The organism is uncultured Ruegeria sp. (assembly GCF_947500045.1).
GTDB lineage: Bacteria > Pseudomonadota > Alphaproteobacteria > Rhodobacterales > Rhodobacteraceae > Ruegeria.
This window is the reverse complement of sequence record NZ_CANMQQ010000002.1, coordinates 449479-464207: the sequence shown is the minus strand read 5'-3', so window position 1 is coordinate 464207 and position 14729 is coordinate 449479. Positions and strand designations below refer to the sequence as shown.

Genomic DNA, 14729 nt, shown 5'->3' with positions numbered 1-14729 from the left:
TTCTATGGCGCCCTGCGCTCGATCCCCAAGGGCGATATCGAGGCCGCGGATGCCTATGGCATGTCCGGCTGGTCCCGCTTCCGCCGGATCATCTGGCCCACAATGCTGCGTCTGGCATGGCCCGCCTACACCAATGAGGCGATCTTTGTATTCCAGTCCACCACACTGGTCTTCTTCTCGGCCTTCCCGGCCTGGCAACAACGCGGAGACGCGCTGTATTACGCCAGCTACTTCGCGGACAAAACCTTCAACCCGTTCGTCCCCTACCCAATCCTGGCCTTCTACTTCATCATGGTCACACTCGTCATCGTCTGGGGCTTCGGCATGGTCAACAAACACCTCAACAAACACCTCCCCGCCGAGCGAAAAACCAAAATGCAGTTCAAACTGAACTTCGCTCGCTAAGCCCACTCTACCGGGTTCAGTCGGAACAGTCTCGAAAGCTGTTCATAGACCTCGGGCACCTCGTGTTTTAGCGCTTTGGGGCGTTCAAAGAAGACCTCAACGGAGACCGCAAAGAACTCCTCATGTCCCGTCGCACCATAGGGGTCGATGACCGTGTGCCGCCCGCTTTCAACGGCCTGCACATGCGTATCATAGGCCGTCAGGAACACCTTTTCCCACTCGGCAAAGCTTTGACCTTCGCTCAGGATGGGCACGCCGTTGGTGCCGCCCGACAAATCATCGATCTGATGAGCGAATTCGTGCAGCACAACATTTTGGCCGTCCCGATCATCCAACGCACCTTGCTGGCTGTGCGCCCATGACAGAATGACCGGCCCGCGATCCCAGCTTTCGCCGGTGCGAACGATCTCTTTTTCGGATACGACGAAGCCTGACTGCCGCCGTTGCTTCGACTTGAATGCGTTGGGATAGATCAGGATCGTGGTCAGATTATCGTACCAAAGTTCACTGTTGATCACGAGAAGACTGGCCTGCGCTGCGATCGACAGCTCCATCTCTTCTGTCACCTCCAGCCCATCACAGCCGTAGAAACTCACCTGATCCAGAAACAGGTTCACCTTGCCGTCCAAGTGGCTGCGTAACCCAGCTGGTAACCGCCGAATAATCGGCACCTGATTATCGATAACTTGGCGTTGATGAGTGGTCAGAGATGTCGCCAACAACGCGGCGCGGGCCTGTTTCTTGGACCAGACGTAATAGGCGAACCCGCCTGCAAAAAGTAACAGAATGGAAAGGAAGATGAACATGAAGACAGACTATAGGCATCGTTGCACCGGGCACAATCGGGTGTCTCAATGTTGTACAACTCGGAAGAAAGCGGTCTTGCCCCATGTACTACATGGACAATTCGAGTTTTCATATTAGGCCGCAAATTACAGTTGATCATAATTTGATCAAATTCCGTGACAACGCGACGAAGCTGATTTAAACCTCTCAATACACGACTACGGAGCCCACAATGGACCTGAGCGCCCTGCATACATTCCGCGTCGCCGCCTGTGACCTGAACGGACAGATGCGCGGCAAACGCGTGCCGCCCTCCTACAGCGCGAAGCTGGATAAAGGTGTCGTGCGAATGCCGTTCTCGGCGCTCAATGTCGATTTATGGGGGGCCGATATCGATGGCAGCCCGTTGGTCTTCGAAAGCGGTGATGCCGATGGTCTGCTGCGCCCCACCGGGCGCGGCCCCGTCCCTATGCCGTGGCTTGATACAGCCACCGCACTGGTTCCCATGTGCCTCTATCACGATGATGGCACACCCTTTGCGGGCGACCCCCGGCACGCCCTTTCTGCAATTCTGGATCGTTATGCAGAACGTGGTTGGTCAGTCATCGCCGCCACCGAGCTTGAGTTCACTCTGCTCGATGCTTCGGGCGGTCAGCCACAGCCTCCGGTCAACCCAGTCACGGGTCGCAGGCTGCAGGACGAGGCCGTTCTTTCGATGGCCGAAATGGATGCCTTTGATGCCTTTTTTACCGATCTCTACGATGGCTGTGCTGCCATGGGCATCCCGGCCCAGACCGCCATTTCCGAGAGCGGTATCGGCCAGTTCGAGATCAACCTGAACCATCAGGACGCGATGCGCTGCGCCGATGATACGTGGCTTTTCAAAAGCTTGGCACGCGGTCTTGCCCACAAACACGGGTTCACCGCGACCTTTATGGCCAAACCCTTTGCGCGGGACGCGGGCAACGGGATGCATGTGCATTTCTCGGTGATCGATGCTGATGGTAAAAATATCTTCGATGACGGGGGGCCTGAGGGCACCGAACTGTTGCGCTCGGCGGTGGCGGGATGTCTGGCTGCGATGCCCGGCTCAACGCTGATTTTCGCGCCGCACGGAAACTCTTACACGCGACTCGTGCCCGGCGCACATGCCCCGACCGGGGCAAGCTGGGCCTACGAGAATCGCACTGCGGCTCTGCGTATTCCCGGTGGCGCGCCCGCAGCGCGGCGGATCGAGCATCGTGTTGCCGGTGGTGATATCAACCCCTATCTGATGCTGAGCGCAGTCCTGGGTGCGGCATTGGTCGGGATCGAGGACAGCCTACAGCCACCCGCACCGATCAGCGGCAATGCCTATGAGGTTACGGACCTGCCGCAACTCGCTCCGGACTGGCCTTCAGCCATATCCGCATTTGAGACCGACCCTTTGGTTGCGCGCATCTTTCCCACTGATCTGATCCGCAATATGGCAATGACTAAACGGCAGGAAATCGCGCGCTTTGCCGACCGCCCTACCGAGGAGCACTGGCTTAGCTATCTTGAGAATGTTTGAGCCTCTTGCCCGCCTTGCTTCGCTCCGCTAGAATAAATTTGATCAAATTTGGTGAACTATGAAAATCGGCATACTTGTAACCGGTCACCCACCCGACGAATTGCATGAACAATTCGGGGAATATGACGGCATGTTTCGTGCATTACTGGGCGGAAACGGATTTGAATTCCAGACATATTCAGTGGTCGACGGCGTGTTTCCGGAAAACGCGCATCAGGCCGATGGCTGGGTGATAACAGGATCGCGCCATGGTGCCTACGAAGATCACCCATGGATTGCCCCACTAGAGCGGCTGATCCGTGATATTCAAGAAGCCGGAACACCGTTGATCGGTGTCTGCTTTGGCCATCAGATCATCGCGCAAGCCCTTGGTGGTAAAGTGGAAAAGTTCAAAGGCGGCTGGGCAATTGGACGCACCGATTACCGCTTTGGTGACCAGGCCGTCACGCTGAACGCTTGGCATCAGGATCAGGTCACGCGACTGCCCGAAGGCGCTGTGGTCACCGGCACGAATGACTTTTGCCAGAACGCGATGGTCGCGTATGGCGACACGATCTGGACCGTGCAGGCCCACCCGGAATACGGAAATGATTTCATTCAGGGGTTGATGGAAACCCGAGGTAAAGGCGTGGTTCCCGATGACCTGATGCAAGCTGCCGCAAACCGACAGGACGCCGCAGATGACAATGCCAAAATCGGTCGCCACATGGCGGATTTTCTGAAGAAAGCGAGGGCCTGATGGCCGACTGGACAGATCAGCTGCCTGAAGCAGCACGCACTTATTTCGAAGGCAAGCGGCTGGATGAAGTCGAATGCATCATTTCGGACCTGCCCGGCATCGCGCGCGGCAAGGCGGTCCCCGCGTCGAAATTCGCCAAACAATCCTATTTCCACCTGCCCGACAGCATCTTTTACCAAACCATAACCGGGGACTGGGGCGAGGCTGCCGGAGAAGACGGGTTCATCGAGCGCGACATGATTCTGAAGCCCGACTTCTCAACTGCATCTGCTGCTCCATGGACCGGCGACTGGACCCTGCAGGTGATCCACGACGCGTTTGACCGTGACGGAGAGCCGATCCCTTTCAGCCCGCGCAATGTGCTCAAGCGCGTGGTGAAGATGTATCACGACAATGGTTGGGAACCGATCGTCGCCCCCGAGATGGAATTTTTCCTTGTTGCGCCAAATGTGGACCCGGCGCAGGGGATTAAGCCGATGATGGGCCGCTCGGGCCGGCCGGCCGCGGCGCGGCAGGCCTATTCGATGACCGCGGTGGATGAGTTCGGACCGGTGATCGACGACATCTACGATTTCGCCGAGTTTCAAGGGTTCGAGATCGACGGGATCACGCAGGAAGGCGGCGCCGGGCAGTTGGAGATCAATCTGCGCCACGGTGATCCGGTGAAGCTGGCGGATGAAGTATTCTATTTCAAACGCCTGATCCGCGAAGCCGCGTTGCGTCACAACTGTTTTGCCACGTTCATGGCAAAACCGATTGAGGATGAGCCAGGCTCAGCCATGCACATCCATCACTCGATCATCGAAAAGGAAACGGGTCAGAATATCTTTTCTGGTCCGCAAGGGGGCGAGACGGATGCGTTTTATCACTTCATCGCAGGGCTACAGAACCACCTGCCCGCTGGTCTGGCGGTGATGGCGCCTTACGTGAATTCCTACCGCCGCTATGTGAAAGATCATGCCGCGCCGATCAATCTGGAATGGGCGCGCGACAACCGCACCACTGGAATTCGCGTACCCCTGTCAGGCCCAGAAGCGCGACGAGTTGAGAACCGTATCGCCGGGATGGATTGCAATCCTTATCTGGGTATCGCTTTGTCACTGGCCTGCGGTTACTTAGGTCTGACCCAGCAGGAACGCCCACGTCGCCAATTCTATGGCGATGCCTATGAAGGTGACGGCGACATCCCGCAGGTCATGGGTGACGCGCTGGACTTGTTTGATCAAGCCACCGCCTTGCATGACGTTCTTGGCCCTGAATTCGCCCGTGTTTATGGCATCGTCAAACGCGCAGAGTACGAAGAGTTCCTGCAGGTGATTTCTCCGTGGGAGCGTGAGCACCTGCTGATGAACGTCTAGGGACTTGGCGGCGTTCGGGATATCCGTATTTGGAACGAGAAGAAGATGGGGCGCTCTCAATGAACTTGCTGTATTCCAATGATCGGAAGGCGGAATTTCCGCCAAGCTGGTATGCCGCAACAGCGCATCCATTCGACCGCTATCCAGCGTTGGAGGGAGAACATAGGGCCGACGTGTGCATCGTTGGGGGCGGGTATACGGGCCTCTCGGCAGCGCTGCATTTGTCAGAAGCCGGGTTCGATGTCGTTTTATTGGAGGCTCACCGCGTGGGCTTTGGCGCTTCGGGGCGAAATGGCGGACAGCTGGGTAGTGCGCAGCGGATGGATCAGGAGGATCTTGAGCGGCTTGTCGGCGATGATGATGCGTCCAAGCTGTGGGATCTGGCTGAAGATGCCAAGGACCTTGTCAAATCCCTGATCTCAAAGCATCAGATTGACTGCGATTTGAAGCCCGGTATCGCCGTTCTTGGGTTCAACGATACGGAACGTGCTGAGCTACACGACCACGCGGCGCATCTGACAGGCAGATACAATTACGACCAAATCGAACCTTTGGACGCCGATACCGCGCGCGGTCTTTGCCCGTCACCCGCTTATGCAGGGGGCTATCTGGATCACGGCGCGGCGCATTTACATCCGCTAAACTACGTACTCGGCCTTGCGCGCGCAGCGGTTGGGGCCGGGCTGAGACTGCATGAAGGCACCGAAGTCCTTGGTATCGACCAGGGCGCTCGCGCGACGGTGCGCACAGACAAAGGCAGGGTCACCGCCGATCACGTTATTTTGGCCTGCAATGGATATCTAGGCGATCTGAACCGACAAGTCGCATCACGTGTAATGCCAATCAACAATTTCATTGCTGCAACCGAACCCTTGGGGTCTGAGGCGCAAAAAGTCTTGGCCAAGAATATTGCCGTCGCGGATACGAAATTCGTGGTGAATTACTTCCGGCTGAGTGCAGATAACAGGCTGCTGTTCGGAGGTGGTGAAAGCTATGGTTATCGTTTTCCATCGGATATTGCCGCCGCAGTGCGCAAGCCGATGACCGAGATTTTCCCGCATCTACAGGATGTCAAGATCGACTATGCCTGGGGCGGAACGCTTGGTATCACAATGCGCCGCATGCCGTATTTGGCGCGGCTGGCCCCGAACATCTTTTCGGCCTCGGGCTATTCTGGACATGGGGTTGGCACGGCAACCCATGCCGGACAGCTAATGGCACTTGCCGTCCAGGGTCAGGCCGAGGGGTTTGATACCATGGCCCGCGTCCCTGCCTTGCGCTTTCCCGGCGGTCCGGCGTTGCGCAGCCCTTTGCTGGTGCTGGCGATGACATGGTACGCGCTGCGCGACAGGTTAGGATTCTGACCCCGCCAATCACGACAGTTTGGTGAAATTTCGCCGACGCGGTGATTCAGGTCTTGGCTTGAGCCTTGTCTGACTTTATCTTTCCCAAAGGTAAAATTCGGGAAATCCAAATATGACGCTTATACCCAACGTCCATGACGCCGAACCGATCCCCGCAGCCGCACTTGACGCCATCAACGCCCTGATGCAATCAGGTGACCTGTTTCGCTATACCGCGCCGCAGGACGCGCCGGTGGCCTTGCTCGAAACCGAGTTTGCTGAGTTGCTTGGTACAAAATATGCGCTGGCGGTTTCTTCCTGCTCGGCCGCTTTGTTTCTGTCGCTCAAGGCACTGGGGCTGCCCAGAGATGCGCGGGTTTTGATCCCCGGCTTTACCTTTGCCGCCGTGCCGTCTTCGATCGTTCACGCCGACTGCATCCCGGTTTTGTGCGAAGTGAGTGAGAACTATCGCGTCGATTTGAAGGATTTCATCGCCAAGCTGGACAGCGTGCAAGCAGTAATCATTAGCCACATGCGCGGCCATACCTCGGACATGGATGCGATCATGGAGCTGTGTGACGCACGTGATATCCCGGTGATCGAGGACGCGGCCCATTCGCTGGGCACCACCTGGCAAGGGCGCAATATCGGCACCATCGGCAAGGTGGGCTGTTTCTCATTCCAGTCCTACAAGATGATCAACGCCGGTGAAGGTGGTATTTTGGTCAGCGACGACGCCGATCTTGTGGCGCGCGCAGTGATCATGTCGGGTGCCTATGAGCATAACTGGAAAAAGCACTCTGGCGCGCCCGAGCTGGAACAGGCATTTGCCCGTTGGCAGAACCAGTTGCCACTTTATAACCTGAGGATGAGCAACCTCAGCGCCGCTGTGATCCGTCCGCAAATCCCCGAACTGGCACGCCGAGTACGTGACGGGCTAGCAAACCATGACTATGTGGCCGGTCGATTGAACGCGTCGCCCTATATCGAAGTCCCTGCCCCGCTGGGGCCTGAGCGGCGCGCACCAGATTCGATCCAGTTCAACCTGGTGAACCTCAGCGACGACGAAATCCGTGCATTTGCCGCGGCGTCCGAGGCACGCGGTGTTAAAGTACAGGTGTTTGGCCTGAGTCAGGACAACGCCCGCGCCTTCTGGAATTGGCAGTTCCTGTCTGAACAGGTCGATCTGCCACAGACCCGCGCGATGCTGATGAGAGCCTGTGATGTTCGCCTGCCCGTGCGCCTTACACGCGAAGAATTGGACATAATCACCGACATTCTGTTGGCCTCGGTCGGAGAAGTGGTTGGCCCGATCCCTGTCTACGGCACCTGAAGCTAACGCTCGCCCAGATCGAATTGCTGTGTAGACAAAAACAACGCGTCAATCCCTTCCGGGGTTGGCGCAATGCGCGACAATATTCCGCCAACGGCAAGACCTGCATCAGTTTGCACAAGAAGTGGCGCGCCTGAATCCCCCATCATGACCGGGCAAATCGCACGGAGCAGCCCCTTGCCTGCCGGGCTTGGGACACATCTGCTTGTTTGGCTCAGCACATGCGGTCGCAGTCCGGGATACCCCGCGACGGTACCATCCTGCCCAACACTCTGTGAAACCGGCAGAAACCCCACCTGCTCTCCTATCGGCTCGGCCAATTCCAACACGGCCCAATCCAGTTCGGCGCGATTGTTGAAACGACCTCCGGCCCTCTGCTCGGCATCCAACCGATAGTTTGTGACAGATGATACAGCAATTGCTTCACCGCGCTGATAACCCGCTGCAAAGCGGATGCTTGTTGGGGGAATCCAGCGCTGGCGGGCACTGTTATAGAGACAATGCGCCGCCGTCAGAACCAGCCTATCAGAAATCAGAACACCGGTACAATGCGACAGCTGGCTGCGACTGGCAAAATTGACCCGCCCGATTGCGCGCCATGGCGGGATAGATGCGTCCAGAATTTCCCGGGCGCGAATGTCATCGCAACCTTCAGCGTTGTCCTGACCCAGCGTACAGACCGGCTCCCAAACCGAGGTGAACTGGCCCTGTGCCCATGCGCCCTGTGCCCAAAGCATCGCGCCAAGCACAGCCAACCAGCGCATCTTTCAGATCAACTCAGCTTTGACAGCTTCTGCTGCAACTCGGCAAGCTGCTTCTTGATGTCGTTCAGATCCTCTTTCGGCTTGGACGGGGTCTCATCCTCTTGCTCGGGGCTGGACCAGTTGCTAGCCAGACCTCCGGTCATTGCCTTTAAGAAAGCTTTTTGCTGCGCCTGCATCGCATCGAACCCCGGCATCTGGGACATCGGGTTCATGGCGTTCATGTTCTCTACCATCTTGGCCTGACTCTCACGCAGCATCTCGAACGAGCTTTGCAGGAATTGTGGCATCATGCCCCCGCCTGGCACCATGTAACTGCGCACCAGATCATTCAGCACATTGACCGGCAGCACATTCTCGCCCCGGCTTTCGTGTTCGGCAATGATTTGAAGCAGATACTGACGGGTCAAGTCATCGCCGGTTTTTAGATCAATGATCTGAACCTCGCGCCCGTCGCGGATGAACCCGGCGATATCTTCCAGTGTCACGTAATCGCTGGTCTCGGTATTGTACAACCGACGACTGGCATAGCGCTTGATCAACAGCGGTTTTTCTTGTTCAGACACCCGGTACCCTCCCCAAGGATGATGCGTTGCAGCGCAGGTTATGCGACTGCAGAACAAAAAGAAAGGGCAGGTCAAAAGACCTGCCCTCTTGCGATTGCACCAATCGGGAGGAATGGGTGCAGCGTCGCAGACTTACCTTACTTGGCAGTCGCTGCTTTCTTGGCAGCAGCAGTCACCTCGTTGGTGGCTTTCTTGACGGCTGCGGTCGCATCTTCAGCAACGTCTTTGCCAGCCGCCATCAGCAGCTCAACAGTTTCGGTCTGAACTTTTTTCGCGATTTCTGCGAAAGCAGCCATGTTTTCAGCAGCAACTTCAGCCGACGCGCTAGCGAAGTCGGTTGCGGCTTTTGCGTAATCTGCAGGCTCGGTTTTTGCTTTCGACATCTCGGTCAGCTTGGCCAGGGTTTCCTTGGTCCATTTGTTCGAGATTTCGGCCGATTTCTCAGCTGCGTCCAGGGCAACGCCCGACAGCTTTTCGTTCAGCGAAGCGGTCGATTTGAATGCGTCTTCCAGAGCGGTTGTGTCAACCGGGAACGCGCCCATCATGTCTTTCAGGGTCGCGGTAAAGTCTTGGGTCTTTGCCATTGTCCTAAATCCTTTTAGCCGTTCCGGGCCCACCCCGGGTTTCATCAGCTTGAGGGCAATATGATTGCTGCATCGCAGCATTGCAAGTTTTTTCTTGCTGCAGTGCAGAATAATTTGAGTTTCAAAGTGATATCAGCGGTTTGCCTTGACCAAAACATAGGTACCCGGAGCGGGGCAAAGACGCGGATGATCCGAATCGCCCGTATCCCGCGCTGGAACCTGCTTGCCAGATCGCTTTTTCAACCAGGCCTCCCACATTGGCCACCACGAACCTTCGTGGAAGTCCGCCTCTTTCAACCAGGTATCGGCATCAGACTTGAGATCGGGGTTGGTATAGTGGCCGTATTTTTTCTTGCTGGGCGGGTTCACAATACCTGCAATATGCCCGGATTCAGACACCACGAAGGTCTTCGACTTTGACCCCATCTGCTGCACACCGCGATAGCAATCCTTCCACGCGGCGATATGGTCCGTCTCGCAAGTGATCGCCATCACAGGGACATCCACATCTTTGATATGTAGCTTTTGACCCATCAGTTCGAACCCGTCGGTGACGAAATCATTGCTCTGACACAAACCGCGCAGATATTGGATCGCCATCCGGCCCGGCAGGTTGGCCCCGTCCCCATTCCAGAACAGCAGATCGAAGGCAGGCGGCGTTTCACCCATCATGTAGCTACGGATTGCGGGTGTATAGATCAGGTCTTTCGAACGCAGGAAAGACATCGTACGCCCGATGATCCATGCTTTCAAAATTCCGTCCTTCGAGACCTGATCTTCGATCCCATCGATGAAATCATTCTGCAGGAAGGGCGTGAACTCTCCCTGCTCGCCGAAATCTGTCAGAGTGGTAAAGAAGGTGGCCGATTTGATCGACTTGTCGCCGCGCTGCTTCATCAACGAAAGGGTCAGGCTAAGCGTCGTGCCCGCGATGCAATAGCCGACCGCGTTGACCTGCTTGACCTTGCAGATCTTCTTGGCCTCTTCGATGGCGGTCAGGAATCCTTCCTGAATATAATCCTCCATCCCGATATCGGCATGTGAGTCATCGGCATTTACCCAGCTGACCACGAATAGGGTGTAACCCTGCTCAGTCACCCATTTGATCAGACTGTTCTGCGCCTTCAGGTCAAGGATGTAGAATTTGTTGATCCAGGGGGGGAATAGAACGATCGGGGTTTCATGCACCGTCTCAGTTACCGGCTTATATTGGATCAGCTCCATCATCCGGTTGCGATAGACAACATCCCCAGGTGTCGTCGCGATGTTGCCGCCGATCTCAAAGGCGCTTTCGTCGGCAAGCCTGACAACCATCTCACCATCGTTGGCCTCAAGGTCGGACACAAGGTTCTCAAGCCCCTGTATCAATGATTGACCTTCCGTTTCGACTGCTTTCTCCAGCGCATCCGGGTTGGTGGCCAGAAAATTGGTTGGTGCCATCATGTCGATGATCTGTTGCGAGAAGTACTGCAGGCGCTGTTTGTCTTTGGTGTCCAGGTCGTCGACCGATGCGACGGCCTGCGCAATAGCCTCGGCATTGGTTTGGTATTGTTGGCGAACAAGGCGGAAATAGGGGTTGGAGTCCCACATCGGATTGGAAAACCGCTTGTCTTTGACCGGGGCCTCGGGTTCCCCGCCCTCAGCTGAAGTCATCGCTTTCTGCGCTTCAGCAAAGTTAAGAACTGACTTTCCCCAGTACTCGATTTGCTGCTCCATCAGTTTGGCAGGGTTTTGCATGGCCTCTGCCCAATACGCAGTTGCTGCTTTTGCAAAAAGCTCTTGATTCGGGCCGTCCAACGCTGGTGTGTGTGGCGTTTTACCGGCCATAACTTCGACTAGACGCTTGGACAGTTCTTCGACTTTGCCCATATTTTCTTTAAGTCGTTCAATATGTTCTTCAGTCAATTTGGGTGTTTGGCCGTCAGTAGTTGTCATTTTAACAATTCCCACCTAGTCTCGCTGCTGTGCAGAATAACGTCGTGGGCGTCGGGGGGCAAAGCGGCGAATGGTCCGAACTTTCAGGATGATACGCAGGAGGCACATTCGATGCGCTATATGATGACCTACGACCTGATGGAAACCATGCGTAACACCAACCAGTGGCTTGGTGCAACCGCAAGTGCGATGGCGTCCTACCCCCTGTTTTCCATGGCGCCCAACCCAGCCTTCAACTGGATGGCCGCCTGGGGCGAGGTGACCGAGCGTACGTTCCAACGCATGGTCGTCAAACCTGACTGGGGTATTCGGACCTTTACTTGCGAAGACGGCAAAGACCATCTGGTCGACATCACTACCGTTCTTGAGCGTCCCTTCGGTGATTTGATCCATTTTCGCGTCAACGGTCGCAAGGAACAGCCGCGCAAGGTGCTTCTGGTCGCTCCGATGTCGGGTCACTATGCGACCCTGCTGCGTTCGACCGTCAAAAGCCTGCTGGTCAATTGCGAAGTCTATATCACCGACTGGCACAATGCGCGTGATATCCCTGTTTCCGAAGGCAAGTTCGATGTCGAGGATTACACGCTCTACCTTGTCGATTTCATGAAAGAGCTGGGGCCCGACACGCATGTTGTCGCCGTCTGCCAGCCTGCCCCGCTGACACTTGCCGCGACCGCCTATCTGGCCGAAGTCGAGCCCAAAGCACAACCCAGCACGCTGACCCTGATTGGCGGTCCTGTTGACCCCGATGCAACCCCGACCGAGGTGACTGATTTCGGTCGGCGCGTTACAATGGGGCAGCTTGAAGAAACCATGATCCAACGCGTTGGTTTCAAATACAAAGGTGTGGGCCGGATGGTTTATCCGGGGCTTCTACAACTGGCCTCCTTCATGTCAATGAATGCTGAGCGTCACAGCAAGGCATTCTCGGACCAGATACAACGTGTCAGCCAGGATGAAGCCTCGGATCACGATGCCCACAACCGGTTCTATGACGAATATCTTGCCGTGATGGACATGACGGCCGAGTTCTATCTTTCAACGGTCGAACGGGTGTTCAAGAATCGCGAGATTGCGCGCAACGAATTCGTGGTTGCCGGGCACAAGGTGGATATCGGCAAGATCACCGATGTAGCCGTCAAATCCGTCGAAGGTGCGAATGACGATATCTCGGCACCCGGCCAATGCATTGCAGCACTTGATCTGTGCACCGGTCTGCCAGACAGCAAAAAAGCCAGCCATGTTGAACCCGGCGCGGGCCATTATGGTATCTTTGCCGGCCGCAGTTGGCGCGACAACATCCGCCCCCTTGTGATCGATTTCATGAATGAAAACAGCCGCAAACCCCGCCACCGTGCAGCCAACAAAAACAAAGTGGCATGAGCCGCGAGGCGGCAAAAACCCTCACTTTTTCCTGCGATTGCGGCGCACTTTCCGGCCACATCACCGAACATGGTGTCAGGTCGGGTACCCACGTGGTCTGTTACTGCCACGACTGCCGTGCCGCCCAGCTCTATTTCGAACAACCTGACCCTGCGCCCGGCCCTGTCGAGATTTTTCAGATGGCGCCGGAAGACGTCAATTTCGAAACTGGCACCGAGCATCTGGCCGCTATGCAACTCAGCCCCAAGGGTATGTTGCGGTGGTACGCCAAATGCTGCAACGCACCGCTTGCTACCACACCATTGACACCCAAGTTCCCGTTCGCGGGTTTCATCGTTAAACGCATCCCAAACACCAACGATCTTGGTCCTGTCACAACACGCGGATTTGTCCCCGGACACGACGGCAAACAGACCCATGAAAAAATCCGCTATGCCGCTTGGGGTCTGCTGAAACGGGTTTTGAAGTCGCGCCTGTCTGGAAGCTGGAAGAAAACGCCCTTCTTCAGTTCTGGAACTGGTGAACCGGTCGTACAACCAACTGTTCTAACCAAAGAAGAACGCGCAGCTTTCTACGATTAAACTAGACTCAGCGGTACCTGCAGCCAGCCCTGCAGCAGCGCGTTCACTGTTTCAGGGGTTTCCAGCGTCGGGAAATGTCCGGCCTCATCAATCACACGTAGATCCGCATCCGGGATGAGATCGGCAATGAAAGCATGCCTGCGGACCGGGATCTCAACGTCATGCGCGCCACAAATGACCAAAGTGGGCACCCTGATACGACGAAATGTGCCATGCTGGTCTGGTCGGCGTTGCTGGGTTCGCATCTGGCGTACAAACACATCAGGCCCCAGGGCCTCAGCCATTTGCAGAACATCGTTCAGGATTGGAATGCGCCGCGGCCCCGGAGCCAGCATGTCCGAGCCGATCACCTTGCGCATCACTTCGTCCAACTGGCCGGTCAGCGCCCCAACGATCAGTTCTTCGCGGCCTGCCGCAATCAGAGGAGTGTCGACTTGCGCATCGGTCGCCAACAAGCATAGACGTGTCACCCTTTCAGGTGCGCGCCGCACGATCTCAAGCGCGACGCCACCGCCAAGATCAAATCCACACAAGGCAAACCGATGCGGCAGTTGGTCCAGCAGACCCGACGCGATCTCTTCGATCCGCTCACCACCGGTGATTGGCGCAACTGTCACCGCGCGATCATGCGACAAGGCTGTGATCTGCGCCTCAAACAGTCGCGCGTCGCACATCAATCCGGGCAGCAAAACCAACGGCTCGATCACCTCGGTGCCCTCCGTTCGTTACTTGTGTTTTATTGCAGGATGAGAGGTTTGCCGAAGCCGGGCAAGCAAAACTTCAGGGATAGTTGATTGCTCTGAACGGTGGAAAATCCGCGTACCGCGCTTGCCTTTGGGCCAGCGTTTCTTCTGGATCAGTCCCGGCCCGCAACAGGCAGCCGCGCGGCGCAATATAGCTGTCGATCCGCCTTACAGGCTTGTGTCGCCACACCAGATTGAACGCGCAGAGTTTAGGAAAGAACCAGATTTCAGAATAATCCAGATGGTCATGCATCCACCACGCCAAATCCCGCCAATCGCGTCCTTTTGCATAACGATCAGCAAACCACGGAATTACCACAGACGCACCGGCCACGCGCGCGTCGCCTTCACCCCAGTCCCAGATATGGCACTCTAGCGGGTTGTCATTGCGGGCACAGTTCAACCTGTTTTCATTGCCAAACTGGTTCAGAGCGCGCGAGCGATAGCCCGAGCGCACCGCGATACGCCCAAAGGTCTCTTCCAAAGGATCCATCAGTGTTTCGCAAAACGCACGCCCCGTCTCAATGGCAAGATCAGGGTTGTCCGGAATGTTCTGCAGCGCGTGAAAGTTCCCGATCTCGGAATACAGGAAATCGCGCATGAAGAAATGCCGGGACAAACGCACGCGACCCAATGTCTCGAGGCTCCACATGCTGCCCG

Annotated in this window: 15 protein-coding genes; 8 read left to right on the top strand and 7 right to left on the bottom strand. The window is 56.3% G+C overall.

Features of this window, described 5'->3' with window-relative positions; all coding sequences use genetic code 11:
* Positions 1-405 (top strand): ABC transporter permease subunit (locus Q1B46_RS05835; protein WP_299945759.1); only part of this gene is annotated, 405 nt, incomplete at its 5' end.
* Here Q1B46_RS05835 and Q1B46_RS05830 read toward each other — a convergent pair.
* The gene (locus Q1B46_RS05830; protein WP_299945757.1) at positions 402-1211 is read right to left on the bottom strand and encodes a M90 family metallopeptidase; all 810 of its coding nucleotides are present in this window, start codon (positions 1209-1211) and stop codon (positions 402-404) included. The genes Q1B46_RS05835 and Q1B46_RS05830 overlap by 4 nt on opposite strands.
* 212 nt (positions 1212-1423) lie before the next feature.
* On the opposite strand from Q1B46_RS05830, the gene Q1B46_RS05825 reads away from it, so the two are divergent.
* The 5 genes from Q1B46_RS05825 to Q1B46_RS05805 all read left to right on the top strand — a co-directional run bounded on the left by Q1B46_RS05825 (position 1424) and on the right by Q1B46_RS05805 (position 7516).
* Entirely contained in the window at positions 1424-2743 is a 1320-nt protein-coding gene (locus Q1B46_RS05825) for a glutamine synthetase family protein (RefSeq protein ID WP_299945754.1), read from the top strand.
* A gap of 58 nt (positions 2744-2801) precedes the next feature.
* On the top strand, positions 2802-3482 hold the full coding sequence (locus tag Q1B46_RS05820; RefSeq protein ID WP_299945751.1) for a type 1 glutamine amidotransferase: 681 nt from the start codon (positions 2802-2804) through the stop codon (positions 3480-3482).
* Positions 3482-4840 (top strand): glutamine synthetase family protein, encoded by a 1359-nt coding sequence (locus Q1B46_RS05815; RefSeq protein WP_299945748.1) that lies wholly within the window; start codon positions 3482-3484, stop codon positions 4838-4840. The genes Q1B46_RS05820 and Q1B46_RS05815 overlap by 1 nt, the downstream gene beginning before the upstream one ends.
* A 59-nt stretch (positions 4841-4899) precedes the next feature.
* Positions 4900-6204, top strand: a complete 1305-nt coding sequence (locus Q1B46_RS05810; RefSeq protein ID WP_299945745.1) for an FAD-binding oxidoreductase — start codon at positions 4900-4902, stop codon at positions 6202-6204.
* Between the two features lie 112 nt (positions 6205-6316).
* Positions 6317-7516, top strand: a complete 1200-nt coding sequence (locus Q1B46_RS05805; protein WP_299945741.1) for an aminotransferase class I/II-fold pyridoxal phosphate-dependent enzyme — start codon at positions 6317-6319, stop codon at positions 7514-7516.
* A gap of 2 nt (positions 7517-7518) precedes the next feature.
* On the opposite strand, the gene Q1B46_RS05800 is transcribed toward Q1B46_RS05805, so the two are convergent.
* The 4 genes from Q1B46_RS05800 to phaC form a co-directional block, all read right to left on the bottom strand.
* Positions 7519-8280 (bottom strand): trypsin-like serine protease, encoded by a 762-nt coding sequence (locus tag Q1B46_RS05800; RefSeq protein WP_299945739.1) that lies wholly within the window; start codon positions 8278-8280, stop codon positions 7519-7521.
* An 8-nt stretch (positions 8281-8288) separates the two neighbouring features.
* Positions 8289-8843, bottom strand: a complete 555-nt coding sequence (gene phaR / locus Q1B46_RS05795; protein WP_299663719.1) for a polyhydroxyalkanoate synthesis repressor PhaR — start codon at positions 8841-8843, stop codon at positions 8289-8291.
* A 137-nt stretch (positions 8844-8980) separates the two neighbouring features.
* Positions 8981-9427 carry a phasin family protein gene (locus Q1B46_RS05790; protein ID WP_299663720.1) on the bottom strand — a complete coding sequence of 149 codons (447 nt, stop codon included), beginning with the start codon at positions 9425-9427 and terminating at the stop codon, positions 8981-8983.
* 132 nt (positions 9428-9559) lie between these two features.
* A complete protein-coding gene (gene phaC, locus Q1B46_RS05785) occupies positions 9560-11362 on the bottom strand; it encodes a class I poly(R)-hydroxyalkanoic acid synthase (RefSeq protein ID WP_299945735.1) in 1803 nt (600 codons plus the stop codon).
* Positions 11363-11473: 111 nt separating this feature from the next.
* On the opposite strand from phaC, the gene phaZ reads away from it, so the two are divergent.
* Both phaZ and Q1B46_RS05775 read left to right on the top strand, forming a co-directional pair.
* The gene (gene phaZ / locus Q1B46_RS05780; protein WP_299945733.1) at positions 11474-12745 is read left to right on the top strand and encodes a polyhydroxyalkanoate depolymerase; all 1272 of its coding nucleotides are present in this window, start codon (positions 11474-11476) and stop codon (positions 12743-12745) included.
* Positions 12742-13326 carry a DUF6151 family protein gene (locus Q1B46_RS05775; RefSeq protein ID WP_299945731.1) on the top strand — a complete coding sequence of 195 codons (585 nt, stop codon included), beginning with the start codon at positions 12742-12744 and terminating at the stop codon, positions 13324-13326. Before phaZ ends, Q1B46_RS05775 begins: the two co-directional genes overlap by 4 nt.
* On the opposite strand, the gene Q1B46_RS05770 is transcribed toward Q1B46_RS05775, so the two are convergent.
* Together Q1B46_RS05770 and Q1B46_RS05765 are read right to left on the bottom strand one after the other, a co-directional pair.
* Entirely contained in the window at positions 13323-14033 is a 711-nt protein-coding gene (locus Q1B46_RS05770; RefSeq protein WP_299945729.1) for an alpha/beta fold hydrolase, read from the bottom strand. The genes Q1B46_RS05775 and Q1B46_RS05770 overlap by 4 nt on opposite strands.
* Positions 14034-14106: 73 nt before the next feature.
* Entirely contained in the window at positions 14107-14721 is a 615-nt protein-coding gene (locus Q1B46_RS05765; protein WP_299945778.1) for a hypothetical protein, read from the bottom strand.
* Positions 14722-14729 lie beyond the last annotated feature (8 nt).